This window comes from Serratia sp. PL7 (assembly GCF_945957435.1).
Genome location: NZ_CAMFLB010000016.1, coordinates 72,733 through 98,373, shown reverse-complemented (window position 1 = coordinate 98,373; position 25,641 = coordinate 72,733). Strand labels below are relative to the sequence as shown.

Below are 25,641 nucleotides of genomic sequence, written 5' to 3'. Positions count from 1 at the left end.
CTTCTCACATGCCAAATCTCAACCTGTGCTAATTCATTTTTATCAATGAAATCAGCCGACGCAAAATTGCGCTGGCCCGTAGGGCTGATGGTTTAGAACCAATCCCCCTTGGAAGCTGCATTTCGATTTCCGAAATGAAGGTATCACCATTTTGCTTATACCTTTGGCAAACTTGTGCCTTAGCCATCCCTGGCACGATCTCATTCCTTCATGCCCTGCATTGTGGCGGTGATAGCCCTATGGACCGCATCCACCTCCCGTTCAAATGCGCTGCCGCCTCTTGGAGTATTGGCCAGACGTAGCATGGCGTTACGCACCACATTGCTCTCGTATGCTCGGGCAACGTTGCCATAAGCCACACCTGCAACGACCGTTTTAGCCGCGGCAACCGGCCCCGCAAAGATTCCCACCAATCCCGGACCGATAACCGCAGCACCTTGGGCAACAACCTGGCCATTAGGTAACGTGACGGACGATTGAGAAGCGCGTTTAGTGCTCTCCAGGTACTTTTTCAACCCAGTGAGGTATTGCCGTTCTTCACCTTTAAAGAGGATGGAGGTCTGTTCTGAAAGCTTGTTCAGCCGCAGCAAGAACCGATCGGGAGAGGCTTCACCATCCATGGCCTTGGCAATCAAACCAGCACGAGCAGCCTGTCGTCCTCGGGCATCTAGTGATTCATAGAGTATCCTTACTTCACTTGGTTTATTGCTGAACAACATGGCGTTGACGCTTTCCGGCGTTAGCTGCCCCTTCATCAGGATGTTCTTTATCCGGGTGTTTTTGATCTTCTGCGCCTCCTGCGCATAAACTGCTTTTGCGTGGGACCAACGCCCTACGTCTCGACTACCAAGCTCTTTCCGTATTGCAGCGTTGAGATCTTCGGTCATTCCGTCATAGACACGGTTGAGGGATACGGTTGAGCGGTCAGGTAACCCCGTGCGTTCCCCCCTCACATCTGTCCTGAACTGTGTGCGCAGATCGTCCAGCAGGCTGAAGGTGATCTTACCGTTCGACAATTCCTCACGGTAATCTCTCAAGCGGGCGATAGTGTTGGTATCACTGACCCTGCCTAGCCTGGAAAGATGTGTAATTTCATTATCAATGGCAGAAATAGCCTTTTGTGGCGCAATATTGCCCACCGTATCCATTCTGGTGCGGATCTCATTGAAACGGGCGCCGGCTGCCTTTCTGACTGTATCCGTTTTATTCCTCAGGCTACTAACCACATCATCGGGGGAATAGGTGCCATATCGCTGTGAGAAGTCATCAACAAGACGCGAACGAGCCTGCTGCTGATTGGCTCTCATCTGCCCGGTGCCCGCAAATGGTATTTTTTCACCCACCTGCTGCGCGGAACGACCTACGAAAGTTTGCGGTTGCTTTATATCGCTGGTCATCAACGGTACGTTGTTCTGCTCCGCAAAGTCGATCGCTGCTCTGGCTTCCGGTGCTATTTGCCCTTTGACCGCCCGGTACCCAGCTCCGATGGCATTGGCCACTGTGCGGGTTGCTCCGCTCAGCGCCATGGATGTACCAATATCCTGAACCAGCTTTCCTTCGTCCTGTTGATTGCTATTGGCTGCGAGTACACCAGTCATATTCTCTGCCGCCAGGCCTGCGATCTTCGCTCCGGCCCCTGATGCGTTTCTGGCCAGCGAGGATGCAGGGTTAACCAGGTAAGGAAGTGCTTCCGCCGCCACTTGTCCACCCGTTGTTTGTGGCCGTAGGCTCTCCGGCAAGCTCAATCGGGCTGCCGGGGTATAAGTGCCATCGCTGATCCCCACCTGCTTACCGACCCACGCTGCCGCACTCTGCACCGCATCCCCTATTTCAGGAATGATATTCACCGTATTTACCCCAGCTTGAGCGATGGATTTTCCCGCTTCACCCACGCCCAGCGCGATATCATCGAGTATACCGCCTTGCTGCGGATCTGCAGGTTGCTGCACAAACTGCGCGTAAGGATTGCTCGGGGTGCTGGTGGCTTGTGTGCCTGGTTGCGAAGGAGTTTGCTGAGGGGCAAATCTAGCATACGGATTTTGATCCACTGCCACGGCAGTTGGACCGCCTGATTGAAATCCGGGAGCAAGGCGCGCTTGAGAGAGACTATCGACAGCCTGGCGCGTCATCCCTGGGGCATTGAGAAGGTATTTACCACTAGGCACAGTAACGTAAATTCGACCCTGCTCATCTTGCCGCGCACTCCCGCCAAATTTGGCTGTAATCATTTCTGCAACACGCATTTGTTCCGCAGGTGGCAAGCGGTGGATGCTGCTCCTTAGCTCATTCCATTTATCCTGGCCCATGGGGGAAAACTCACGGGAAGCGCCGATTTCCGGCGTCAGTCCAGATTGCCGGGCTTGCGCTATGACATCATCACGAGCGTCAGAGTTAGGATCTGGACGCCTAGTACGTTGCGCATACTGCGGTGTGATGTTGTTCTGGCCGGGCTGACTACTGCCGATCAGCCCCTCAGTTTTTGGGCCTGGCTGCCCTCCAAGGAAATATTCACTCATCCCCTCACCGAAGGTTTGATCAAACATCGGGGCTGAAGAGGGATCATTTCTCAGCATTTGCACCGCTTCCGGCACGATGGGAACACCCGCCGATCCCATTATTTGCCGGGATGGTGATAATTGTGGTGGAGCGGGGGATTGCTCTGTTTCTGAAACTTGTGGTTGTGCATTGCTCGGTATTGGCATTTGCACTTCATGCCCACCAGCCGCATTCTGCCGCTGCTGAATTGCCTGGTTCATGACATCATACGTTCCACCCGATTGCGCAATAAGTTGGTTCAACTGCGCTTGTAGCAATCCGCGTTTTGCTTTGACCGTTTCATCCGAATCCCCTGCTTGTGGGAAATAGATCTGCATATACGCTTTTATCTCTGAATCTGGGATAGCGGCTCCCGACTCTTGTCGCAATACTGCCGCCAGGGCGTCACGTGCAGCAGATTGCCACTGTTGGTTTTTACTACTGAGCAGCATGGATGACATTGCACCGCCACCAACTGTGCTGAATGCAGTGCCTACCGTGCGCGGACTAGCCCCTTCGCTCGATAGTTGATCCATCTGATTGAGGGAGTTTTGCAAGCGATAAGCAAAACCGGCTGTTTTCAACTGATTTTGTTTGGCTTCACTCAGTTCTGCATTGGGATCGGTGATCCCAAATTGGCCATCTTTCCTCAGCTTGTTGATGTAGTTCTGCCGTTCCATACCACTTTTGTTATAGGCAGAAACAATCTCGTCTGCTGTTTTCCCCGCGTTAATTTGTTGGTAGCGAATGTGCTGAGGCACCTGCATAAAATCCTGTACCGGCATAAAAGGCTGATTTTCATCACGTGGCTTGTAGGTTTCCCCTCCCTGAATACCGTTAGGGTTCAGGGTACGAAACAGCGCGGATCGTTGCGCCAACGTTTTCATGATATTTTCACTGGAGAGCGAGAGCACTTCATCTTTAGGATCCGTGGAACGGTTTTTGGTGATGGGCGCGGAATACGTTGAGCCATCAGCTCGAGTTACCTCAACACCAAAGTGATAATTGCCGTTCGAGTCTGCAGGCATGATTTGAGTTAACCGCCTAGCTTTCATTGGCTGGCCATCATCAGCGAGCTCACCAGGTTTCACTGAGAGCTCAGGGGCTAATACCTCATTGGCAGCCGAAATCACCTTAGGATCGTCAGGATTCACCTGGCCACTCATTAACGCAGGTCCCATACTGGCCAAATAGGCAGAACCTTGCGCCGCTTTCGGGTTCATCATGTAACCTGGGTTGGCGATTTTATAAAACTGTTGCGCCTCTTGCGGCAGACGTGTCCACATGGCATTTGCAGTCTCTGAATCCCCCGCTCTGGCCGCATTCATGATCCCCATTACTGCACCGCCAAAACGCTTTTCCATGGTATCCAATTGCTGCTGCCGGGATTGCCTGGCCTCACCAGCGGCACTGATATTGACCTGCTGCTGGTCAATGGCGAGCTTTTGCCCAAACTGCTGATCGCCAACCTTGTCGCGTTCCTGCTTATAGCCGAACTCCCGCTGATCCTTTTCTTTGCCATAATCGAAATCAGCCTGGCGCAGGCCGAAGTTTCGATCTGAATCTTTAACCTGCTGTTGTAGGGCCGCATCGCGCAGCCCCATTTCTTTGTTGCGCGAGATAGCAGCATCTGCTGTGTTAAAACCCGCCAGGAAGCCATCAGCCAAACCTTGAACGCCCATTTTGCCCCCTTAAAATAGTGAACCGGCCAACAGACCGACAGCTGCACCAACGCCCATACCGATCGGGCCACCCCAAGCACCATAGGTGGCACCAACGGCAGCCCCCATCCCAGCGCCCATCCCCGCCATGCTCATCTGCCCCTGCTTGCGCTGGTCTTTGAGCTGTTGATTTGCTATTTCTCGCTGGTTTTCACGTTCGGATACGTCACTCAGCCCCTGCAACGCCTGTTGTCGCGTCTGGCTCGCAATATCAATCAATCCGTATCCCATATTAATTTTCACTCCCTATCAGGGGTTCGCTTAGCAATGACACGGCATCGGTCATGGAAAGAGTTTGCTCATTCTGGCCATGCCTAATTACGGTGACAGTTGCGCGCTTCTTTGCCTTTGACTGCTTGACGATCCACTCATCAACATCCGCTTCACGCCACCCAAGCGCACGACGTCCGGTAATTTCAAATGGCGCAGGAAATTGGCCGCTTTTCCATAGGAGGCGAAGAACATCACGGCCTACACCAATTTTTTCACCCGTAGCTTTTTCACGAAGGACACGTTCACTCATGCGGTTTTCCCCTTACGATTAAAGTGATTGATGAGATAAATACGTATATCGGCGGGCGCTGGTGGAAGAAGGTGAAGCTCAATGCCGTGACCTTCTGCAAAATCGCGCATCTGTACACTGGTAAGCTTTGCCAGATCGATTTCGTCGTTTCCGATACGAACTGTTGTCTTCCATAGTTCCTCCTGTTGCTGTTGGCGGCTCTGCTCCTCCAAACGCCGGGATTCATCGACCAAGTTCTGGTGCTGCCTGCGTTGCTGAATACGCACAATTTCCGAATTCATTTCGCCAACAGTGGAGAACACCTCTTTAAATCCGAGCAGATAGTCAGCAACAGAGGCAGGAACAGGAGTAGGGGTAAGCTTGAGGAAGGTAAAACGCCCACCCTTATAATTTATTGTCTTTTTTGGTTTATCACCGATATAAACCACATCTTCCTCAGAACCACCAAAAACATGCCCATACTCTTCAGCGTGCTCCTCCTCTTTACCCAAGGCTTCCAACGATCTCTCATTAAATTCAACAAGGTCTTCATTTCCTGACACAGACATAGAAAATCTCCATAAAAAAAACCCCGACAGGCGAACCTGGCAGGGTTGGATTGCGGGCATAAAAAAACCGGGGCGGCTTTTAAGCATACCCCGGCATCTTTCTGGAATTTAGCGCACCTTAGATGCGATTGCTAGCGATTAAAGCAAAAAAGAGGGGGGGAGTAGCGTTGTATATGCCCGGAGCTCGCTCATTGATCACAGTCCTTAAGCATTGCCCCGCCTCGAATTCGTACGCTACTTGGCCATGGAGATATGGAGTCCCAGTGAATGCTGAGCTGCGGCGTTCACACCGAGTATTGGGTCCCTGGTCAGGGGGGGGTTACTACGATCTATATTCGTGGACTCTGGGCTTATTCAGCGCGAAACATGCATTTCATGCTCAACAACATACCAATTTTATTCATTTTCTTTTGGCGATATTTTGCCATTACGAATTAACTTTCTCAGCGCAGTTTTAGCAGCGTGAAGCTCATTCATTCCATTCATTACAACCATTTCAGTATCTCCTTCACCTACTACTGTAATCTCACCATCTATATTAAAATACTCCGCCTCATACTCGACACCATCTTTAAAGACGCTAATATATTGCATATTTACCCCATAAAAATTCTCTCTGGCGCTCACGTATTAATCATTTAAAATAATTAAACCTCAGTCTAAAATTATTTAGACAGATACATCAATAATTAATTTTACCTAAAAAGCTTATAACTGGTGGGGCTATTTCTTTTATACCTTGAGCAACGACTACAATACTTGCAAGCCCTCCCATTATTCCAGCTAATTTCTTACCAACCGTTCCTGTCTTAACTTCCTCCTGAAGTTTTTCGTTAAACATAATCTTTCCAACGGATAACTCAACCGCTTCCATTATTGGGCCTGCCCCCGTCAATTGATACAGCTCAATCGCCTCTAAGGTTTTCTTCAATAGCTCTACGATTGCGAACCTGACATCCTGATCTATATCGCTATTTAATACTTCTTCCCTTAGTTCCAGAATACGCTGTTTAAAAGAAAGTAACTCTTCCTCATTAAGCCCTTCCTCTTGATTCGCACCTTCAAAAACCATTGCCAGGAAATCAAGCTCTGAGATTGTCACATCATCAATATGCCGAGTGAATGTACTCCAGTCAGAAGTAAGTGTTTGCTCAGAAAAAGCAGAGTTAACCTGTCTCAACCAATGTTGTGACCGGCCTCTTTTGCTCTTAATTAACTCATCTCTAATGTAAAGTATCTTTTGAGGTAACTCACTTACGGCTGCAATACCACGAAGGACATTAGCCTCCGTTGGCTCAGATAATGCTAAAAGTGCAATCCAATTATCTTTACACTTTACGTTCCCAGACATGGATTTTCCTTTAACTAAAAGGTCATGAAGTCTCTCTGCCGGATTTTCAATTTTTTTCATTCTCAGCCTTTATAGTATGCTTTCCTTGATTCGTATAATTTACTATCACTAGTACTACTTTGGCAAAGCCAAAAACTCAAAAACCACGCACACAGTGAAATCTTTGATGAGAAAGCCCCTCACCCAAGCCTCCTGCTCAACAGTAAGGTTACCATTTTGAACTGCATTCCGGCCTAAAGCCTTGCGTAACAACCTCAAGGCAGAACTGGAAAAGATCCAGCCTCCCCCCTTAACCCACATTTCTTACTGGCTTCGACTCATGCTTTCCCTCAGTGGGGATATGAATCAGGCAACAGCCTCTTCGGATGTCATCAATATCCGTTTTACTAACGCATCCACCATTTTCCAGCCTTTGCCGATAGGTACCAGGTAACCCCTGCAAATTGGTTTCCTCCAGTTCTCCAGGCCAACAGTCATAAGGTAACCGCCCATCGATAATGTCATGACAACTTGAGCAGCCAAACACCGCCCAATAACCATCGCTCTTGTATCCAATGCTGTGGGAAAGCTGGTTAGGCCACCAGCGAGGGTTTAGGCATGGCAGGATTACTGCTTTTTACCATTCTGCTATGTTTTGCACGGTTACAACCTAAGGAATTGTGAGATTATTTGCATTGGTGGCTGTACTCGATGATTAAAAGATCGAGGGTGGGTATACTGCCGTTGCGTAGGGTGTGGCGCTTGTCATATCTTTGGAGGGGAATGAAGGAGGTTTTATGCGTGGTCAGGCAGTAATCATCATTTTTCTTGGACTTATCGTCTTAAAGCTCTATCCCGCTGTGGGGGAAACACTTGGCTATGCTTCTTGGATTGTATTCCCTCTGCTGGCTGTATCGCTTTTGGCCGTGGGCTCCCTTTGGCTTCTGGGTTATATAGGAAATTGGGTGGAAAATAGAGCATCCCGGAGGCAAGAAAAGAAAGAGCTAAGATCTATCGCAAAAAATCTTAAAGAAATAGATAAGCATAATGAAACCAACAAGATAGACATGAGTTCAATTATCAGATCACTAAAACAAAAATAGCCATTGCAGGTCATTGCTAATACATCGGCCATCAGTTGATCACATGCTGTGATTCTTGCGGTCGTGCTCACTAAAAATGCCTATAAGCCTACAAAATTAGTTATCCCACCTGTCCCATCTATCCCAATCAGTGTAACAATATGATTTTGTTTATTTTATACTTTAATTTTGGGATAGCTTTACCTAACTTTGGGACAACTCTCCCCATTATTTAGTTATCCCATCCATCAGCAAAAAGAAAGTTGTCCCAAATTCACCACGACTTATCCCAAAACAGCCTGTTTTATCCCAAGGTTATCCCAGCTTCCCTTACTAATCTTTATAAGTAACAATATATTAAGTTCACTCATATATAGCTGGGATAACTGGGATAACTGTTTTTACACATACGTGTAAGCTATTCGCTATCCACCTCTACCGGTTCCGGGGCAAAGAGCAGAACGTAGGTCCACTGACGAGCGTTGTTCTGATGCTTTAACCGCGGCGTTCTGATTTGCCAGCCCTTGCCGCTCGCTGGCTTTTTCAACATCCCGGCCTCGTGAAGAATTCTCGCAGCCGTATCCTTGTTAAACCCCTTTGCGACCTGATTTTTAAACGGCGTCGGCAGGACATAAAACAATACGGGATCGTTGAAATGCTCGCCGCTGTCGCGATACCCCAAAACCTCGGGAATCGGTAAATCACGCGGGTCATAATCAAGAGGAGCAAATCGGCTCTGGCCATACGCATTGAGAAATGCCTCTGTCTGTTCAATAATCTGCTGGTGCTCTTTGTTGCCGGTTCCAAATTCTTTTACCCAGGAGTTAAAACTGTGCTGAATAGCATCCCTGCATGCCTGAGTATCCCAGCCGGTAATATTGGCAGCGAGAATCAGCGCTGCCTCCATCAGTGCGAATTTCTCTCCAACGCGGTGAACCTGCTCACCGTAACTTTCGGGAATAAGCCCGCGCCAACGTTCGCGTGCTGCACCAGTTGTCTCCTGTGCTTCTTGCTGGTGGCCGGCAAGCCATCGTACCCACTCACGACCAGCCGCACCGTGATGCGCCGTCCATGCGTCACGCAGGGCATCGGCATGAGCTTTACCTGATGGTAGGCCATGAAATACCGTCGCTTTCTCCATCGGTACATTGAGCAGGCGCACCAGTTGCCCAGCCTTGGGTTTAATGCCATGACTAAGCAGATAGGTTTCGATATCCATTTCCCCGGTGCTGATCGCCACCGTTCGCCAGCGCTTTAACTCCCGGTTACCACCCTCTTTAGCGCCCTGTAATTTCCCCGAACCGTTAAACAGCGTGTATGCCGAAGTAGCAACCGATTTTGGATCTGCCCCCTGACCAACCTCATCCAGTGCAAGCAGCCCGTCATGATGTGCCTGCGCTTCGTTGGCAATACCCAGCGCCGTGCCATACCATGTCAGGCGCAACATGTCCGGGTTACCGTAAAGGCTGCTGGCGATATTCGCTGTAGTGGTCTTGCCAGCGCTGGACTGCTGGAAGAAATGCACGCCAAAACCGTCAGCGCCTACCAGTCCCACCAATGGTGCAACCAACGCAGCAGCAACACCCAACATCATCGAGGGATTGCCTGCCACCAGCTTAGCCACATTGTCGCGCCAACTCTCAGGTGTTCCCGCAACGGTATAGCCCGATGCCGTTGCGCTTCTCCCGTGGAATACGACGCGCTTTTCCGCGTCGCCGATGATTTCGCCATCTGGCATGATATAAGCGCCGTGCTGCCAACCTGAAAGCGTAGCTACATTCCACAGTTCGCCGGTATCACTGTCAGTCAGATGATCGGCAAGAATGGCTCGTAGACGGGGATTTGCTGTGACGCGTAATCCCCGGTTACTCAATCGAGTCCAGCCCTCACGATTACCAATATCACCAGCCTGGATAGCTTCTGTTCGTTCCGGACGGTTTCCTATCGGTTGCCAGCGCAAGATCACAAAATCGCTACCGTCACCTTCACCCGCGCCCAGTACATCCACCACGCCGCATAACCACTGACCGGGGCGGATCACCTCTCCAGACTGTTTATCGATTTTTGGGGTCACCCAATACAAGCCACCAGGGCGGGATTCTACGCGTGGGGCCAGTTCGTCTGATGGCCCATGCTTCCCCTTTGCCCGTTTAATTTCCTCTACCAGACTTTCTCCGTGTTCGGCCTGTTCGCGCACCCTGGCTAAATACTCCCGCCAATTCTCCGGATCTCGATCGGGAATACCCTTGTAGAGTTTCGCCTCCAGCACGCCCGCCAGAGCCAATTTTTCGCCAATAGCATTAATCTGAATGGGTTCTATATTACCGGCCAGATAAACGCGGGCAGACTGTCGTCCTTTGTCGATAATGCGCAGGTTACCCAGATCAGCCAACTGCTTACTACCTAGATAAACAGGCGGAATATTATCACCGTGCCTTTTTCCCTCGCTCTCTATCCAATGCTGAGCGTGGGCATAAGCATCTGCACCAGCGAAAATAATCGCCTCCGTAAGCTTATCTCTTGGCAACTGCTTAACATTCGGTGCATTTCTCATGCTAGGGCTCCCTTAGTCATGATGAATTTACCGATCGTCGGGTGAAACCAGTATTTGCTGCCGTATTTCCGTTTGGCTCCCCTGATTACCAGCAGCGCCGCTTCACGGAACTTCGCTTCATGCACGATGTGGCCAGTGCCTTGGCGAACGATCATTACGCCGCAGTTGCGTGCCAATTCTTCCGCTTTGCTGGTGGAAAAACCCATTTCAGCTGCCAGCGTGGTTAATGGAGCCATGCCTTCCGGCACAATGTCTTTATGCTGGATAGCAGCCAAAGCCAGTTCGAGCGCCTGAACGCGTTTCTCCAGTTCGATGTATTTCATCTGATCCATCATTGCCCCCGCACTTGAGCTATTTCTGCCTGGCAAAGCAGAGTATCGAGAATCGCCAATTTTTCGGCCAGAATCATGCCCAGCGATTCAAAATCCTCGGTATCCATTTCCATATCGGAGATAAGAACCCTATTCAACGCTTTGCACTGGCGTACCAACAGGATCGATGAGGTGAGGGTTTGAGATAAGCTATGCATGGCGCACCTCCCGAACCGTAGGTTTTTTCCCAGCGGTTAAAGGGGAGGTGATTTGCGCCATACCTTCAACCATTTCGATTTTCGAAATAGATAAATCTGTTTGGGGATTTTCACCACACACTGGCAACTGCGCCGCCAAAGACAAGATGAAGTACGGTGCCAAAATGCTGCGAGCTTCACGCTCAGAACTGGCGTCAACGGATATGCAGCAAGGCGCAGCTTTCCGATTCGCACGATCGAGGGCCAGGAAGCGGAAGTGATATTTAGGGCGAGTTTGGGTAGACTGGATGTCAGCCATAATCGTTACCTCACTTAACGGTTTGGTGAGCCCTCGTTTGGTACTGCGAATACCTTTCGAGGGCGTTTTATTTTCAGGCTCCCATATGCTAGGGTACGTACCTGAATGTTTTAATCCTAATCTTGTGGGTACGTACATGTCAACTATTAAACGTGATACTAAACAATCCGTCTCTGGTAAATCACCGACGTTCCAAATCCGAATTTCCCCAGAACTGCGGGAACAACTGGACGAAGCCGCAGCCAAATCTGGTGTTAGCCTTGGCAACTGGTTCAAAGAATTAGCCCGGGAAGAACTCCGCAGGCAAGGTATAGAGCCAAAAGGCTGATGGAGCGCAAATTGTGTGCCAGAAACAGAATTGAAATGTATACCCGACCTACAATTAAAATCATCCAAGTCCGTTGGTAAAATTCCGCCTCCGGTTAAGTTGACCAGCTCGATCGGTGCGATATTCGCTCTTTGCTTCGATCCCGTGAAACGATTCTGGCGGCCTTGCAAGGCCGCTTTTATTTTATATGCCATAACTGCCTCACACCACTTTATCACTGGTGACTTTTGGCTGACTTTGCTGCCAGGTCAGAATCTCTGACAGAATCCAACCGACAGCTCGGCCGCCAAGTTTCCGGCGAGCAGGAAATTTGCCTTCTTTTTCCATTAAATAGCGAGTAGTACGGCATAACCCAGTGATCTTATGACACTCGGGTTCGCGAATAGTACGGTCAGTGGTATATATTTGATTGTTCATTACGGCTCCTTACGGTTTGCTTTAGTTCGCAAGGAGCTTATGGTGCAGGAATATTACTTTTTGGAATTTTCCACAGGCGGTGTGTAGACTTCCACATAATCAAGCTCTACATCCTTCAGATAAGCAGCAAGGGTTGAACCTGTTACCGGTGGTTCTATACCCATTTTATGAAGGTCTATCAACAGTTCACCGGTCGATCTTTCCTCATTAAGAAGCGAACGAGGCCGTTCTGATGAACCCTTTCCGTATGCTACCTCGATGAGGGCTTTAATTAGTTTATTCTTTTTATTTTCTGTAATTCTCGACACATTTTTTACTTCATATATATCATCACGAACCCTGGTGTTGATGCTTAGCTCACCAACTTTGCCACTCATGATTTTATCTATGTCTGACTTTGTTATGTAAACATCATTAAGAGTAATATTTACCGGTGGGTAAGGATTTTTTTCATCAAGCCCCACAGTATGGCTAATGACAATGTGATGATTCGATCCTGGCAAGAAAAGTGAGCCTTGGTGCGTCATTTCACCAAAATGTTCAAGATGTTCAATGCCATCAGTAAGAACCCAAAGCCCATAAGCATGCCCTTTTGCACAGAATATCTCATCACTCACCCATTCTATTTCTTCCATCCATGATTTATTTTTATCTTTTTTTTTAAAATGGAAAGAAGAATATTGACAAAATCGTTTTATTAACGCCTGTTCATCACCTGGCAATAGTTGTTCTTTAGTGAGAAAAACCTCAGAATAAAACCCTTTAAGCATTACACAAAGCTCTATACCACCAACAACTCCAAGGTGAATCAAGTCAATAGGCTCGCAATTTAACAATTTTGCCGCACGATCCAACTTACAATATAAAAATGGAATAGATACATTATTATTTTTCATGTTTCACCTTCAACAAAACAACGTTTTCATGATCACCAGCCAGTAGCCCTAAGCGCTCATACCACATATTCAACGCTTCCAACTTTTCTGGCATATATTGACTTAGGTTATATACCGCCATCACTCCCGGCATAATATGGCCGAGCAACTGTTCAACAATGTGCGGAGCAACCCCCAGATCATTAAGTTTGGTGGCGAACGTGCGCCGGATATCGTGAAGCGACCAGGGTTCAACGTGACCCAAACGCTTCCAGACCAGGCGGCCCCAAGCGCTTACTGCGCTTGATTCCTTTATCTCACCCAACAGTAAGCCGCTGTCTTTATGCTGGCGGTGTAAATCCTCGATAAGCGGCCTCATGGCTTCTGGCACTGGACGAACTATTTTAGCTCCTCCCTTACTGTGTTCCTTGGGTACCGTCCACACCCACCTTTTCAGATCCCATTCTGGCCAGGTGGACAACCTGACTTCTTGGGAACGGCAGCCGAACACCACCAGCAAACGAAGCATAGCGGCGTAATAAGGTTTGAATTTTAATTGTTGACTGGCTTTCCATATTTGCCCGATTTCATCGTCAGTGTGACTCCTATCACCCTTATCCTGCTTGCTACCCACATCGGGTATCGTCAGATCGTCCAGGGCGTTGCTGATAGCATAGCGGCGCACACGGCAGAACTTGAGGGCTTGCTTACACATCTGGAAAACGTATCCCGCCGCCACCGGAGTTTCTTTCTTCATCCGATCAAAACATTCCAGCCAATGGCGTGTTTCACACTGTGACAATGGCAAAGCACCAATATATGGGTAAACATGCTTGCCGAGCTGGGCCTTATGCCGTTCGACGTTGGCGCGGTGATCGACTGCGTACTCTTTGATCCAGTACCTCAGAGCATCTTCAACAGTGACAGGCTTAAGGGTTTCCGCTGTCGTGAGGTTTAACTGATGCTTTGGATCTTTGCTGTCTGCCAGCCAAGAACGGCACTGATCGCGCTTTTCTCTTGCTAGCTTAAGACTCATATCCGGGTAATTCCCGAGTTTAAGACGTTCCAACTTTGCGCTTCGGCCACCCAACCGGTAGGTATACACCCAGCTAATTACGCCAGACTTCGAAATCCTGATAGTTAGCCCACTACCATCAGCTATCACGGCTTCTTTTTCCCGGGGAGTATTGAGTAGTGCTCTTAGTTTTTTGTCACTTAGCTTGTTCGTGCCGCCAGCCATAAAACCGCCTGAAATCTCAGTTCATCATCCTTACGTGATATACCACGTGATACACGAACTAATGTAATAGGCTAAACCACAATAAACAAGCACGAACAATGAAAATCAAATTATCATTTAATTACAAATACATAATTAAACAACAACACTTATTAACAAACCATAAAAAACAGTGGTTCATAGAATACGGCATGAACTGATACTAGTCAGTCAAGCTGTTGAAAAAAGGCGCTTTTACCTCATGGGTCAAGCGCCTTTTTCTTTTATCATACCGGCCTGTCAGAAACGCCAGGTGGCCGATAGGTTACCCGCTACCGAGTCATAACCAGAACGGAACAGATCGCTCTCTACCCCCAAGCCCAGCTCCACATCCCTATTGATTTGGTAACGAACTCCGGCTTTCACCCCCATGGAGTCACGCCCAGTCACCTGATTCTTGTTGCTGAAGCTCGCCGTGCGGTAGTTGGCGAAAGAGGCTTCTTGCGATACGTCGCTATCCAGCAACTCATGATCCCAGGTAAGTTGCAGATCGGCAGCAATAGCAGCGCCCGAAGAGAGCGGAAGATCCCAACTGCTGTTGACCCCAATGCTGGAGCGCAGAGAATCAAAAGTGCTAGAACCTAGCGCCAGGCGGCTACTGTCGTTGCCCGTTTCCGTCACGCTTGGGCGATGCAGGGTCGTGTAATTCAGTGCGGCCACCGGGCCAGCGCTCCATTGGTCATTCAGCGCCCAGCGGTAGCCGCCACCAGCAGCTACAGAACCCGCCAGGCCGGTCCAACTGGCATGTTGGCTCGCCTGATAAGTCTCGACGCTGATGCTGCGATCCAAACGGCTATCTTCAATGCCAAACCGACCATTGCCGAATAAATACATCCCCGCTTGCCGATCGGCGGCATAACGAGCCTGGATGCCCAGATCGAAAGCCGTGGTTTTACCGGTGGCGTTTTCCGGTGATTTGACCGTTACCGATTGCCCACTGACCGCACCATGGAAGCCATAAACCCAGTCGCTATTCTGCTCACTGTGCTTTTCAGCACCAAAGACTATGCCGTAGCTGCTGGCATCATAGCCAACCCGATCGCCTTGGCGCTGCTGCCAAAAACCGCCACCAAAGGGTATGGCAAAACTATGCCATTCGCCTGCAACCTGCTGCTCTGGCGTGGTGGAATGAGATCCGCTGACGATCCGCGTAATCTGTTGTTCGCGATTAAGAGAACTGGCGAACATCGCACTGTAGGCTGCGGGCGAAAGTTGCTGCAAAGCGCTGCTGATGCTCCGTCCGTCGACAGCAGAGAAGTCCAATGTGCGGTACAACGGCTGGATGTCTGCACCCGCGCCAGACACAATGTGGTCCAGCGCCTGGCCAACCTGCCGCGCATTGCTGTCCTGGGCATACTGGCTGTAGGCGTTGTCTGCACGCAACATCGCGAGTTGCCAACGATCCTCACCCTGCGGCGTTGCCTGCAAGGCCAGCGTAGGCGAACTGAGTAACCCGTCCACCGTGCTGAATTCTCCGCTATGCGAGGTGGCTTTCAGCATCTCGCCCGAATCCAGCCGCCAGTCTGTGGCATACCAGTCTGGCTGAGGCGCAAACGTTAGCTGACCGTTGAATGCAGCATGGCCATTAACCACCAGGGTATCGTGTCCACCACGGCCATCGACCTCTAACAGCAACTGCCCCTTCTCGCCCTGTTGATAGAGGCCGGTGACCTCGATTTGCCCTAGCGAATTCCCCGGCGCGAGGATACCGTCATTCACAAAGCGGCCCGCCGGGTTCAAGGTATAATCGCTGTTGCCAGCCAGCGTGGAACCTGGTGCGATAGACATGCTGTAAATCTGGTGGTGACCATTAAGCGAAGTGATCCCCCCGCGAGTGCTCAGCGCCAGATTGTCGATACCTTCAATATTTCCCCGATAGTTGAACCGGAATTTGGGGTCTGCCTGATCGGTTGCCTGCCCTTGCAAATTGGCCAGGCGCCCAAAGGTAAACTGGGTCAGGCGCTGCTGGCCATGCTCATCCAACTGGTTATAATCCGAGTAGATATTCCCTTCCAGCTGAGCACCATTTAATAGATTGATATTGTTGACCAGCGCGTTTGGCGAGATATAAATCGCCGCACCTTTAGCGGCAACCCGGCCGCTAATATCCGCATTATTGACCAGCGCTCCCTGTAGCTCCGGCAATAATGTTGCAACCTGTCCACCAACATAATGTATCCAGGATCCCCGGTAATCCACATCGTTGCCCAGCAGGTTATTGCCAAAATCAAAACTGAGAGCAACGCCATTAGCGCCTAGCGCTTGAACATCGCCACGCTGAATGAGATTGTGGTTCTTGCCATAAGCAAACATCACGCCGCGGCCATTGACCCCGTCAGCGTAGACGCGAGTGCCAGGCTCAACGTTCAGCGTGTTGTTTTGCCCATCGATACGAATACCTGCTCCACCGGCGCCCAGTGTTAACAGATCCGCTTGCTGGAAGATGTGGTTATTGCTGCCGTAAACATGCAAACCAACGCCCAATGTCGCGGTATTATACTGCCCCGTGATGTAGCCATCGCCCTGCTTGTTACGTAAAAAGTAGCCCTGTCGATTAACCAGCGTCTGCCCATCACCGTAGAGCGAAAAACCGAAGAAATTACGCCGGTCGATCTGATAATCCATGTCCTGCAATAACGCCAACTCGGCTTCCATAAACGTGGTGTAGTTGCGGTAATTCTGGTGGCTCATCATGCTGTTTTTCAGCTCGATATGGCTCATATAGTTATCGTCAACCGAGCCATCATCAGCCAACATTTTCACCGGAACGCCGGGCATGGCGCCCGCCAGCACTTCATCCACGTGCTTACCCGCGAAATACCCCTTATCAAGGCGCACATCAAAACCTTGCGGATCCCATGCGTTATTGCACCCTTTGCACAGTATGACCTGGCCGGGACGTGCCGGATTTCCATTGTCATCACGCAGATGCTCAGTCCAGGAACCAAAAGGCTGATCGGCGTCAAAAGCTGGGGTAAATGTCCCCTCCCCAGCCCAATCGGTGGCCATATTAGAGATACCCAACCCATGAGCCAATTCATGAACGGCAACACTGACCAGATCCGTTTTTCCGGAGCGGGGTAATTGCGCTGGAACATAGGGAATATTATCAAAATCCATTTTTCCCATGATAAATTGGCCATGAGAACCGAAGGTTAGCTCGCCGGTATCAATACCGTTCAAAGCCCCCTGCAGTTGTGTAATGCTGATTACACCATCGGTTACCGATTCGCTGGAGCCTGCAGCATTCACCTCATTAAAAGTGCCTACGTTGATGATGGCTGGCAATTGATCGGGTCTGGGGGTAATAACTTCAGCCCAGTACCGCATGGCATCCAGTATTTTTTCTTTCTGTTGGTGATTCAGATCCCAGGTCGACTCAATTGGCTGCGGATAGTTCGGCATAAAAGGGCCATCACCCACATCAAAGAAGCGTACCTGGAAGACGGCAACATTATTCGTGTTATAAACCAGGTAACTGTCTGCGGCGTAGCTAGGGTGACTGGCGAAAAAACCGGTTAACGCCGCCGAGATGAAAAGCTTTTTCAAATCAACCATCCTTGTATGCAAAGAAAGGAACCATTTCCTTCCAGTATAGAAGGACATACCTCATATAAACAAAGAATCAACATAACTAACAGGAAATACCCAAATAGCCCTCGGATAACCCTTTGTAGACGAATCCCCCACCCACTCTCACACCCACGTTTTGTGTGGTATAATCGCAAATACGAGAGCCCCTTCGCTGGCAAGCAGCCGTCCTTCCGAAGTCTGATAGCAGTGCGAACCGCCCTTCGAATGTAAAGGTTTAGTCAACGGCTAAACGATCGTCATGACTGGGTGTCAGAGTATGGTATCGCTATTGAGTCGCTTCTTTATGCGCTACAGGTTTCTACCCCATTTCGCATACAGAGTTGATATGAAGCGTCCACAAACTTTTAAACTTGCGTTACTGCACCCACGCTACTGGCTGACCTGGTTTGGCCTGGCGATACTGTTCCTGCTGGTTCAACTGCCCTATCCCGTGCTGCACAAGCTCGGCGGGTGGATGGGCCGCACCTCTATGCGCTTCTTGAAACGCCGCGTGTCGATCACCCGCCGCAATCTTGAACTGTGCTTCCCGGAGATGGATGAAGCGCAGCGCGAACGTAAAATTATCGGTAACTTCGAATCCCTCGGTATGGGCCTGCTGGAAACCGGCATAGCCTGGTTCTGGTCAGATAAACGCGTAAAGCGCTGGTTCAACGTAACCGGCATCAACCACCTGAAACAGGCCCAACAAAATGGCCGTGGCGTGCTGGTAATTGGGGTGCATTTCATGTCGCTGGAGCTGGGTGGCCGGGCGATGGGGTTGTGTCAGCCAATGATGGCTATGTATCGTCCACATAACAATAAAGCGATGGAATGGGCACAAACCAAAGGCCGTATGCGCTCCAACAAAGCCATGCTGGATCGCAAAGATCTGCGCGGCATGGTGCAAGCCCTGAAGCGTGGCGAAGCCGTATGGTTTGCTCCCGATCAGGATTACGGCCCGCGTGGCAGCGTGTTTGCCCCGCTGTTTGCCGTCGATCAGGCAGCGACCACCAGCGGTACCTTTATGCTGGCCCGCATGGCCAAACCGGCGCTGGTGCCGGTCGTGCTGATCCGCCGCCCGAAAGGCTGTGGCTACGATCTGCTGATCCAGCCGGCGTTAGAAGACTACCCAATTGACAATGAAGTGGCCGCTGCCGCCTACATGAATAAAGTGGTAGAGAAAGAGATCATGCGTGCTCCAGAGCAATATCTGTGGCTGCACCGCCGCTTCAAAACGCGCCCGGCGGGTTCGCCCTCACTGTATTAAACCCGCTTTCTGGCAGGTGCTGTTGCTCAGCCGAGAGCGGCAATCCCCCTCACCCCAACCCTCTCCCACAGGGAGAGGGTGCCGTACGGAGCCGAAATCAGATACGGCAAACAATGTGTAGCACGCTCTCAATCCCTCGAACATTTTGTGCTCCCCCCTGAAAAATCCACAGACCCGTTTTTAACTCTGCTGTAACATCCTTTTTTACCCGCTCAGGAAAAAGAAACGATGAAAACACAGGTTCGTCTCGCTCTGATTGGTGATTACTGCAGCGAAATTGTTGCCCACCAAGCCATCCCCGTCGCTCTCCAACTTACCGCTTCACACCTGAATCTTGATATCCAATCCCAATGGCTCCCCACAGAAACGTTGACCGATGTCTCTGCCCTACAGGGCTACGATGCTATCTGGGTGGTCCCTGGCAGCCCGTATCGCAACGATGACGGCGTCTTTATGACGATCCGCCATGCTCGCGAGCACAACATCCCCTTTCTGGGGTCTTGCGGTGGGTTTCAATATGCGGTGGTGGAATATGCTCGCAATGCGATGGGTTGGCACGATGCTGGCCACGCGGAGACCGATAGCGGGGGCCGCTTGGTGATCGCACCGCTGAGCTGTTCACTGGTTGAGAAAACCGGCACCATCCTGTTTCAGCCAAATTCGCTGATTGCCCGCGCCTATGGCAAGCTGGAGACTCACGAAGGCTACCACTGTAACTTTGGGGTTAACCCTGAATTTGTGGCAGATTTGGAGCAACACCCACTGATTATCAGTGGGCATGATATTGAAGGCGATGTTCGCTCGGTGGAGCTGCCAGGGCACCGTTTTTATGCCGCTACCCTGTTCCAGTCAGAACGTGCAGCGTTACGTGGGGAGCTTTCCCCACTGATTGTGGCCCTGGTCCAGGCCGCTCGCTAAACCTTGTCGGGGGCTAATCCTGCCCCCATTACCACATCAAGCGGCCAATCAATGGCGCCCCGATCACCGTGATAATCCCCGCTAACATCATCACCAGGCTGGACACTACGCCTTCTTGCTGACCTATCTCATAGGCTCTGGCGGTACCAGCTCCGTGGGAAGAGGCACCAAGCCCCGCTCCTTTTGCCAGACCGCTGCGCACCGAGAGGCGCAGGAACAGAATATCACCTACCGCCATCCCAAACACGCCAGTGATCACCACAAACAGCGCCACCAAGTCAGGTTGGCCGCCCATCTGCTTCGCCGCTTCCAGCGCAAACGGCGTCGTAATGGAACGCACTGCCAGGCTACGCTGCACCTCATCAGGCAACGTCAACCAACGGGCCAGCCACACCGAGCTGTAAACGGCTACCACCACAGCGGTAAGCACCCCGGCAGTTAGAGAAAGCCAATGGCGACGAATAATATGCAGGTTTTCATATACCGGCACGGCAAAGGCAATAGTTGCCGGGCCAAGCAGCCACAGCAGCCAGTGCGTTTCACCGATATAGCTCTGATAGGAGATATGCGTCACCACCAGCAACAGCACCAATACCATCGGCGTCAGCACCAACGGCATCAACAGCAGGCTACGGCGGCGGCGGTAGAGCCTTTTATTGGCAAAGTAGAGTACCAATGTCACCACCAGGCAGGTGATGCTGAGGATCACGTCATTCATTACGCATTTTCCGCCGTTGCAGCCAGATCTCGAAACGATAAACGCGATCCACCACCAGCCCGGTCGCTCCCAGCGTCAGCATGGTGCTGATAGCGATCACCAGAAAAATCTTCCAGCCCTCCACCATCAACAGTTGGGCATAGTTCACTACCGCCACCACTGCTGGCACAAAAAACAGCAGCATTTCGGCCAGTAGCCAACGCGACCCCGCTTTTACCCAGTTCAACGGCAAAATGCGCAACAGGATCAGCGCCAGCATCATCAACATACCCACGATGTTGGCGGGCAAAGGCAGATGAAACTGTTGCACCAGCCGATCGGCAAGCAGGAATAACAAAGCATACAGCACTACCTGGATGGGCACCTGTAGGCGGAGCAGAAAAGCAGGCGCAGCACGGCGTAACGCCAGAGACATGAAAGTAACCTCAGAAAAAATCACGGCTTACAGTATACGCAGCCGGGAAACCCTGCCTGAAATGAATTAAAATCATCAACATCATGCCGTAAGGGAATAGTTTCCCGGCAGCACCGCCTTCAGGAGAGCCCAAAGTGGATGTCCGCACCCTGCGTTATTTTGTGGAAGTGGTTCGCCAGCAGAGTTTCACCCGCGCGGCCGAGAAGCTGTTTGTTACCCAACCCACCATCAGCAAGATGTTGCGCCATCTGGAAGACGAGTTGGAGTGCACACTGCTGGTGCGCGAAGGGCGCAAGCTGCACCTCACCGACAGCGGGCAGGCGGTTTATCAGCGCGGCCTGGCGATCCTGGATGAATTCCGCCAGCTGGAGGCCGAACTGGAGGACATCAGCTCGGTGAAAAAGGGGGTGCTGCGGCTGGGTATTCCACCGATGGTCGGCAGGCAGATCGCCGGTTTGATCCGCCAGTTCCGCCAGACCTATCCGGGTATCGAATTGAAGATCTCCGAACTGGGCGGTCTTTCGGTCGAACAGGCGGTGTTAACCGGAGAATTGGATCTGGCGATGACGATACTGCCCGCAGTATCTGACCAGCCGTTGACCTTTTTGCCCCTGCTAAGCCACCCGATGTGCGTAGTTGTGCCAAAGACGGCACACTGGCTCAACCGCACCAGCATCGCGATCAATGAGCTGGCCGAGTGGCCAATCCTGATTTATAACGAAGACTTCACGCTGTATAAAATGCTGATGGCAGCTTTTCAGCAGGCGGGCTTTGAACCCAAGATTGCCGTACGCAGCGGCCAGTGGGATTTTCTGGCAGCGATGGTGCAGGCCGGCGTGGGAATTGCCACCTTACCAGAGCCAGTCTGCCAATGGCTGGATAAAGAAAACCTGATCTGGCTGCCACTGGAGCCACGAATGGAATGGCAAGTGGGGCTGATCTGGCGCCAGGGCAGCTACCTTTCCCACAGCGCCCAGGCCTGGATTGCCTGCTGCCGGGAGTACTGGCCTCAGTCTTAATCGTCGTCTGTTTCCCCTCACCCCGGCCCTCTCCCAAAGGGCGAGGGAGCTGTACGGGGCCAAAGTCAGGTGCAACATAAATCTGTTGCACCTTCAGTCTCTCCATTCCTGCACCAGCGAAAATAAAGTCTAATATCAGGCCCCGTGCCGCAAAATTCAGGTCACAATCCCCTGCTATACTTCGGCTAATGCTCACCAAAAATCACTAAAAAACCGCTGATTTACTCTTCCGGCCAACGAAAGAGACAGCATGCCCCTTTATTCAGCCGGATGGAAAAGATATGCAGCGGAAATCCCTCCAGAGTATCGCGCCTGGCCTGATGAACCTGCTCGCTTACGAGCGTAGCTGGTTGAAACCTGATATCCGAGCTGGCCTCTCGGTGGCGGCAGTGGCATTACCGGTGGCGATTGCCTACGCCGAGTTGGCTGGCGTGAGCGCCATCGTCGGGCTTTACTCCTGTATTCTACCGATGATCGCCTACGCCATTTTTGGCTCATCGCGTCAGCTTATCGTCGGGCCTGATGCAGCCACCTGCGCGGTCATCGCCGCAGTAGTCACTCCGCTAGCGGCTGGCCATACCGAACTGCACTGGCAATTGACCATCGTGATGACCCTGATGATGGGAACCTGGTGCCTGATTGCCAGCCGCTTCAAGCTGGGAGCCATTGCAGACCTACTGTCACGCCCGATCCTCAATGGGTTGCTCAACGGTGTGGCGCTTACGATTATCGTCAACCAGATCAGCAAGATATTCGGTTTTTCCTCGCCCTCCAGCGAGCTGATTGAACGCATTTACGCGCTACCGGTTAACTTGCTCAACAGCCATTGGCCCACGGTGCTTATGTCACTGCTGACGCTGCTGATCCTGCTTGGCATCCACTATGCCCGGCCTAACTGGCCCGCACCGCTGTTCGCCGTGGTGCTGACGACGGCGTTGACCTGGGCGGCGAATTTGCCGCATTTTGGCATTGAAACGGTTGGAGGCTATACCGGTGGCGGTTTGCCCATGGTGTCATGGCCTGATTTTAAACCCGGGCTGCTGCGCGATCTGGTGATCCCGGCGCTCAACCTGGCCGTAGTCAGCTTTGTCAGCATGATGCTGACCACCCGGAGCTTTGCGGCAAAAAATGGCTACGAAGTTGACGCCGACAGCGAGTTTCGAGCGCTGGGGCTGGTAAATATCGTCTCCGGACTTTCGCAGGGATTCGCCATCAGCGGTGCCAACTCCCGTACCGCCGTTAATGATGCCAACGGTGGCAAAAGCCAGCTGGTTTCGGTGATTGCCGCGCTGGCGATCGCTTTGGTAGTGGCATTTTTTAGCGAGCCGCTGCAGTTTATCCCCATCCCGGTACTTGGCGTGGTGCTGATTTATGCCTCTTGGTCGCTACTGGATATGCGCAGCATTTTCCGGCTGCGTAAACGCAATCGCCCCGCGTTCTACCTGGCGCTGTTTACTTTCCTGAGCGTACTGCTGGTAGGGATCATTCCCGGCATTGGGCTGGCGGTGCTGCTGGGTCTGTTGCAGTTTCTACAGACGGTTTTCCGGCCTACCGAGCAACTGCTGGGGGTCAATGCAGACGGTATGATCCATTCGCTGGACAAGAGCAACGGGATCCAGCCTGTCGATGGCGTCATTATGTACCGCTTTAATTCGCCGTTGACCTATTTTAACGTCGCCTATTTCAAGCGGCGGATCGCCACTCTGGTAGATGGAGCGCCGAGCCAGCCACGTTGGGTGGTGATTGACGCAGTGGCCAGCTTCACCCATGCGGATATCAGCGTGCTCGCGGCTGTCGAAGAATTGAAGCGGGATCTGCAACTGCGAGGGATTGGACTGGTGCTCGCAGGCCGCCGTACCGAACTGACACGCTGGTTTCGCCTGGATCGCTCCGGCAGCAAGGAGAATAAACTGATCCTGGTTCCCGACCTGTATCTGGCGTTAAAGCTGATCCAAAGCAAGGAGAGTAAAGCGCAAGGGGATCGAGATGCCGAAGCCTTGGCTGAGTAAGATAGGGGCCGCATAGCGGCCCCATAAAGATGTGGTTAGCCTTCTCGCTCAACCAGCAAGGCTTCCAGCAAATCGAGATCGTGCAGCAGTTTTTGCAGCGTCTCATTGCTGATTTTTTGCGTGGCGCGCAGGTGATAAAGCTCACCACGCTCCGCCCGCAAGGCGGTCAAACGGAAACGCCGTTCGAGGTTTTCCAACGCCAGCGCATTTTCGATATCGTCTTTACTGGCAATACGCCGCCGCAACATCCCGGTCACCCTGGAACTGACCTCTTTCAGCAACTGCGGATCGAGGTTTTCCTCGGTGTCTGCCGCCAGCCGTTCTTCCATCTTGTTGATGCTCTCAATCGCTACCTCGGCAGCCATGGCAATCGCCATACGTTCTTCGGTCTTGCTGGCGCTCTTGTCTGCGACATGCACCCCGCGCAGCAATAACGGTAACGCCAGTACGCCAACGATCAGTGACAGCAAGATCACTCCGGCGGCGATAAACACCAGTTGATAGCGCGCCGGGAAGGCGGTGCCATCGCTAAGTAACAGCGGGATAGAGAGCACACCAGCCAGCGTAATCGCCCCACGTACGCCAGCGAAAGAAGCAACCCACAGCTCACGTATGCTGTAATCGCCAAACTGTAGAGGGCGCTTTTTCATAAAGCGATTGCTGGCCTTTTTCATCACCCACAACCAGCTGAAACGCAGCACCAGCAGCGCGGCATAGATAATCGCCACGTCGGTGAACAGATACCAGGTCTCGATGGTCGGATCCAGCTCAGCCTGCACGATCGAGGTTTCCAGGATCCCCGGCAGTTGCAGCCCCAGCATGATGAACACCATGCCGTTGAACACGAACTCCAGCATCGCCCAGACGCTGTTCGCACGCAAACGCATGGCCAGTGGTGCGTTACGGATCACGCCAGACTGGCTGATGGTCATCCCCGCGGCGACGGCAGCCAGAATGCCGGACACGCCGATATGTTCGGCGATCAGATAGGAAGCAAAAGGTAACAACAACAACAGCACAATCTGCGTGGCCGGATCGTCTCCGCTCCAACGGCTCATCACGCGCAGCGATTTACTGTAGGTCCAGGTCACCGCCACACCGGCCAGCAGACCACCGATCGCCACCTTCAGGAATTCCATAGTGGCACCACCGACGGTAAACACCATGGTCCCCATCGCCACCGCGATGGCAAACTTCAGCGATACCAGGCCGGAAGCGTCATTCATCAACGCCTCGCCTTCCAACACCCCCATGATACTTCTTGGGATGCGCCCTTTGCCGACGATCCCCCCCAGAGCCACGGCATCGGTAGGTGACAACACTGCAGCCAGCGCAAACGCGGCGACCAATGGGATCCCTGGCACCATCAGGTAAATGAGATAACCCACGCCGACAACGGTGATCAACACCAGCACCAAGGCCAACCCCAGGATTTCACGCCCGTGGTGCAGGAATTCGCGTGTCGGTGTTTTCCAACCATCGGCAAACAGCAACGGTGGAATAAACAGCACTAAAAACAGTTCGGGGTCAAAATCAACGTGCAGCCCGAAATGCGGCCAGGCCAGCAAGGCCCCAATGGCGATCTGCATTAAAGGTAACGGGATCTGGAACGGCAACATACGTGTTACCACCCCAGACAGGGAGACCACCAGGATCAAAATGAGGATTGTAAAAAAGATTTCCATGCTTTCCTTAGACTCTTG

23 protein-coding genes are annotated in these 25,641 nt (G+C 51.6%); 6 read left to right on the top strand and 17 right to left on the bottom strand.

From position 1 onward, the window contains the following. Positions 1-200 precede the first annotated feature (200 nt). The 6 genes from N6G83_RS37770 to N6G83_RS37745 all read right to left on the bottom strand — a co-directional run bounded on the left by N6G83_RS37770 (position 201) and on the right by N6G83_RS37745 (position 6,738). Positions 201-4,217 (bottom strand): hypothetical protein, encoded by a 4,017-nt coding sequence (locus N6G83_RS37770; protein ID WP_260524116.1) that lies wholly within the window; start codon positions 4,215-4,217, stop codon positions 201-203. A 9-nt stretch (positions 4,218-4,226) separates the two neighbouring features. Continuing rightward, positions 4,227-4,475: a bacteriocin gene (locus tag N6G83_RS37765; protein WP_409529733.1), complete on the bottom strand. Its 249-nt coding sequence runs from the start codon at positions 4,473-4,475 to the stop codon at positions 4,227-4,229. 13 nt (positions 4,476-4,488) lie between these two features. Next, positions 4,489-4,779 (bottom strand): helix-turn-helix transcriptional regulator, encoded by a 291-nt coding sequence (locus N6G83_RS37760; RefSeq protein ID WP_211135675.1) that lies wholly within the window; start codon positions 4,777-4,779, stop codon positions 4,489-4,491. After that, the gene (locus N6G83_RS37755) at positions 4,776-5,327 is read right to left on the bottom strand and encodes a hypothetical protein (protein ID WP_211135674.1); all 552 of its coding nucleotides are present in this window, start codon (positions 5,325-5,327) and stop codon (positions 4,776-4,778) included. The genes N6G83_RS37760 and N6G83_RS37755 overlap by 4 nt, the downstream gene beginning before the upstream one ends. Before the next feature lie 396 nt (positions 5,328-5,723). Continuing rightward, on the bottom strand, positions 5,724-5,954 hold the full coding sequence (locus N6G83_RS37750; RefSeq protein ID WP_248006626.1) for a hypothetical protein: 231 nt from the start codon (positions 5,952-5,954) through the stop codon (positions 5,724-5,726). A gap of 55 nt (positions 5,955-6,009) precedes the next feature. After that, on the bottom strand, positions 6,010-6,738 hold the full coding sequence (locus N6G83_RS37745; RefSeq protein WP_211135673.1) for a hypothetical protein: 729 nt from the start codon (positions 6,736-6,738) through the stop codon (positions 6,010-6,012). A gap of 716 nt (positions 6,739-7,454) precedes the next feature. Between N6G83_RS37745 and N6G83_RS37735 the strand changes: the two genes are divergently transcribed. Then, positions 7,455-7,760, top strand: coding sequence for a hypothetical protein (locus N6G83_RS37735; RefSeq protein WP_211135672.1), 306 nt, complete (start codon positions 7,455-7,457; stop codon positions 7,758-7,760). 397 nt (positions 7,761-8,157) lie between these two features. Here N6G83_RS37735 and N6G83_RS37730 read toward each other — a convergent pair whose 3' ends face one another. From N6G83_RS37730 to N6G83_RS37715, 4 genes are read right to left on the bottom strand one after another with little or no spacing between them, the layout of a single operon-like run. Further along, positions 8,158-10,293 (bottom strand): DUF927 domain-containing protein, encoded by a 2,136-nt coding sequence (locus N6G83_RS37730; RefSeq protein ID WP_211135671.1) that lies wholly within the window; start codon positions 10,291-10,293, stop codon positions 8,158-8,160. Continuing rightward, positions 10,290-10,628, bottom strand: a complete 339-nt coding sequence (locus tag N6G83_RS37725) for a hypothetical protein (protein ID WP_211135670.1) — start codon at positions 10,626-10,628, stop codon at positions 10,290-10,292. The genes N6G83_RS37730 and N6G83_RS37725 overlap by 4 nt, the downstream gene beginning before the upstream one ends. Continuing rightward, positions 10,625-10,822 (bottom strand): hypothetical protein, encoded by a 198-nt coding sequence (locus N6G83_RS37720; RefSeq protein WP_211135669.1) that lies wholly within the window; start codon positions 10,820-10,822, stop codon positions 10,625-10,627. The genes N6G83_RS37725 and N6G83_RS37720 overlap by 4 nt, the downstream gene beginning before the upstream one ends. Beyond that, on the bottom strand, positions 10,815-11,120 hold the full coding sequence (locus N6G83_RS37715) for a host cell division inhibitor Icd-like protein (protein ID WP_211135668.1): 306 nt from the start codon (positions 11,118-11,120) through the stop codon (positions 10,815-10,817). The genes N6G83_RS37720 and N6G83_RS37715 overlap by 8 nt, the downstream gene beginning before the upstream one ends. A 136-nt stretch (positions 11,121-11,256) precedes the next feature. Here N6G83_RS37715 and N6G83_RS37710 point away from each other — a divergent pair, with 136 nt between their 5' ends. Further along, positions 11,257-11,448, top strand: coding sequence for a toxin-antitoxin system HicB family antitoxin (locus tag N6G83_RS37710; protein ID WP_211135667.1), 192 nt, complete (start codon positions 11,257-11,259; stop codon positions 11,446-11,448). 201 nt (positions 11,449-11,649) lie between these two features. Here N6G83_RS37710 and N6G83_RS37705 read toward each other — a convergent pair whose 3' ends face one another. The 4 genes from N6G83_RS37705 to N6G83_RS37690 form a co-directional block, all read right to left on the bottom strand. Continuing rightward, positions 11,650-11,865: a helix-turn-helix transcriptional regulator gene (locus N6G83_RS37705; protein ID WP_211135666.1), complete on the bottom strand. Its 216-nt coding sequence runs from the start codon at positions 11,863-11,865 to the stop codon at positions 11,650-11,652. 53 nt (positions 11,866-11,918) lie between these two features. Further along, entirely contained in the window at positions 11,919-12,761 is an 843-nt protein-coding gene (locus tag N6G83_RS37700) for a hypothetical protein (RefSeq protein WP_211135665.1), read from the bottom strand. Continuing rightward, positions 12,751-13,980: a site-specific integrase gene (locus N6G83_RS37695; RefSeq protein WP_211135664.1), complete on the bottom strand. Its 1,230-nt coding sequence runs from the start codon at positions 13,978-13,980 to the stop codon at positions 12,751-12,753. The genes N6G83_RS37700 and N6G83_RS37695 overlap by 11 nt, the downstream gene beginning before the upstream one ends. A 279-nt stretch (positions 13,981-14,259) precedes the next feature. Beyond that, a complete protein-coding gene (locus N6G83_RS37690) occupies positions 14,260-17,577 on the bottom strand; it encodes an autotransporter domain-containing protein (protein WP_211135663.1) in 3,318 nt (1,105 codons plus the stop codon). A 361-nt stretch (positions 17,578-17,938) separates the two neighbouring features. Here N6G83_RS37690 and lpxP point away from each other — a divergent pair, with 361 nt between their 5' ends. Beyond that, positions 17,939-18,859, top strand: coding sequence for a kdo(2)-lipid IV(A) palmitoleoyltransferase (lpxP, locus tag N6G83_RS37685; RefSeq protein WP_024527984.1), 921 nt, complete (start codon positions 17,939-17,941; stop codon positions 18,857-18,859). A gap of 228 nt (positions 18,860-19,087) precedes the next feature. Further along, positions 19,088-19,777: a CTP synthase gene (locus N6G83_RS37680; protein ID WP_024527985.1), complete on the top strand. Its 690-nt coding sequence runs from the start codon at positions 19,088-19,090 to the stop codon at positions 19,775-19,777. A gap of 28 nt (positions 19,778-19,805) precedes the next feature. Here N6G83_RS37680 and N6G83_RS37675 read toward each other — a convergent pair whose 3' ends face one another. Further along, positions 19,806-20,495 carry an LrgB family protein gene (locus tag N6G83_RS37675; RefSeq protein ID WP_074031510.1) on the bottom strand — a complete coding sequence of 230 codons (690 nt, stop codon included), beginning with the start codon at positions 20,493-20,495 and terminating at the stop codon, positions 19,806-19,808. Then, positions 20,488-20,910, bottom strand: a complete 423-nt coding sequence (locus tag N6G83_RS37670; protein ID WP_024527987.1) for a CidA/LrgA family protein — start codon at positions 20,908-20,910, stop codon at positions 20,488-20,490. The genes N6G83_RS37675 and N6G83_RS37670 overlap by 8 nt, the downstream gene beginning before the upstream one ends. 134 nt (positions 20,911-21,044) lie before the next feature. Here N6G83_RS37670 and N6G83_RS37665 point away from each other — a divergent pair, with 134 nt between their 5' ends. Together N6G83_RS37665 and N6G83_RS37660 are read left to right on the top strand one after the other, a co-directional pair. Continuing rightward, entirely contained in the window at positions 21,045-21,929 is an 885-nt protein-coding gene (locus N6G83_RS37665; protein ID WP_024527988.1) for a LysR family transcriptional regulator, read from the top strand. A 281-nt stretch (positions 21,930-22,210) separates the two neighbouring features. Further along, on the top strand, positions 22,211-23,938 hold the full coding sequence (locus N6G83_RS37660) for a SulP family inorganic anion transporter (RefSeq protein WP_074031509.1): 1,728 nt from the start codon (positions 22,211-22,213) through the stop codon (positions 23,936-23,938). A gap of 35 nt (positions 23,939-23,973) precedes the next feature. Here N6G83_RS37660 and N6G83_RS37655 read toward each other — a convergent pair whose 3' ends face one another. Further along, complete coding sequence (locus N6G83_RS37655) at positions 23,974-25,623, bottom strand: Na+/H+ antiporter (RefSeq protein WP_024527990.1); 1,650 nt, start codon at positions 25,621-25,623, stop codon at positions 23,974-23,976. Between the last annotated feature and the right edge of the window lie 18 nt (positions 25,624-25,641).

Excerpts from the sequence above, each read along its gene's own strand:
- N6G83_RS37700 (WP_211135665.1), bottom strand. The coding sequence starts at position 12,761 with ATGAAAAATAATAATGTATCTATTCCATTTTTATATTGTAAGTTGGAT.
- N6G83_RS37745 (WP_211135673.1), bottom strand. The coding sequence starts at position 6,738 with ATGAAAAAAATTGAAAATCCGGCAGAGAGACTTCATGACCTTTTAGTT.
- N6G83_RS37725 (WP_211135670.1), bottom strand. The coding sequence starts at position 10,628 with ATGATGGATCAGATGAAATACATCGAACTGGAGAAACGCGTTCAGGCG.
- N6G83_RS37770 (WP_260524116.1), bottom strand. The coding sequence starts at position 4,217 with ATGGGCGTTCAAGGTTTGGCTGATGGCTTCCTGGCGGGTTTTAACACA.
- N6G83_RS37720 (WP_211135669.1), bottom strand. The coding sequence starts at position 10,822 with ATGCATAGCTTATCTCAAACCCTCACCTCATCGATCCTGTTGGTACGC.
- N6G83_RS37675 (WP_074031510.1), bottom strand. The coding sequence starts at position 20,495 with ATGAATGACGTGATCCTCAGCATCACCTGCCTGGTGGTGACATTGGTA.
- N6G83_RS37690 (WP_211135663.1), bottom strand. The coding sequence starts at position 17,577 with ATGGTTGATTTGAAAAAGCTTTTCATCTCGGCGGCGTTAACCGGTTTT.
- N6G83_RS37705 (WP_211135666.1), bottom strand. The coding sequence starts at position 11,865 with ATGAACAATCAAATATATACCACTGACCGTACTATTCGCGAACCCGAG.
- N6G83_RS37680 (WP_024527985.1), top strand. The coding sequence starts at position 19,088 with ATGAAAACACAGGTTCGTCTCGCTCTGATTGGTGATTACTGCAGCGAA.
- N6G83_RS37730 (WP_211135671.1), bottom strand. The coding sequence starts at position 10,293 with ATGAGAAATGCACCGAATGTTAAGCAGTTGCCAAGAGATAAGCTTACG.
- N6G83_RS37710 (WP_211135667.1), top strand. The coding sequence starts at position 11,257 with ATGTCAACTATTAAACGTGATACTAAACAATCCGTCTCTGGTAAATCA.
- N6G83_RS37670 (WP_024527987.1), bottom strand. The coding sequence starts at position 20,910 with ATGTCTCTGGCGTTACGCCGTGCTGCGCCTGCTTTTCTGCTCCGCCTA.
- N6G83_RS37760 (WP_211135675.1), bottom strand. The coding sequence starts at position 4,779 with ATGAGTGAACGTGTCCTTCGTGAAAAAGCTACGGGTGAAAAAATTGGT.
- lpxP (WP_024527984.1), top strand. The coding sequence starts at position 17,939 with ATGAAGCGTCCACAAACTTTTAAACTTGCGTTACTGCACCCACGCTAC.
- N6G83_RS37715 (WP_211135668.1), bottom strand. The coding sequence starts at position 11,120 with ATGGCTGACATCCAGTCTACCCAAACTCGCCCTAAATATCACTTCCGC.
- N6G83_RS37755 (WP_211135674.1), bottom strand. The coding sequence starts at position 5,327 with ATGTCTGTGTCAGGAAATGAAGACCTTGTTGAATTTAATGAGAGATCG.
- N6G83_RS37660 (WP_074031509.1), top strand. The coding sequence starts at position 22,211 with ATGCAGCGGAAATCCCTCCAGAGTATCGCGCCTGGCCTGATGAACCTG.
- N6G83_RS37655 (WP_024527990.1), bottom strand. The coding sequence starts at position 25,623 with ATGGAAATCTTTTTTACAATCCTCATTTTGATCCTGGTGGTCTCCCTG.
- N6G83_RS37735 (WP_211135672.1), top strand. The coding sequence starts at position 7,455 with ATGCGTGGTCAGGCAGTAATCATCATTTTTCTTGGACTTATCGTCTTA.
- N6G83_RS37695 (WP_211135664.1), bottom strand. The coding sequence starts at position 13,980 with ATGGCTGGCGGCACGAACAAGCTAAGTGACAAAAAACTAAGAGCACTA.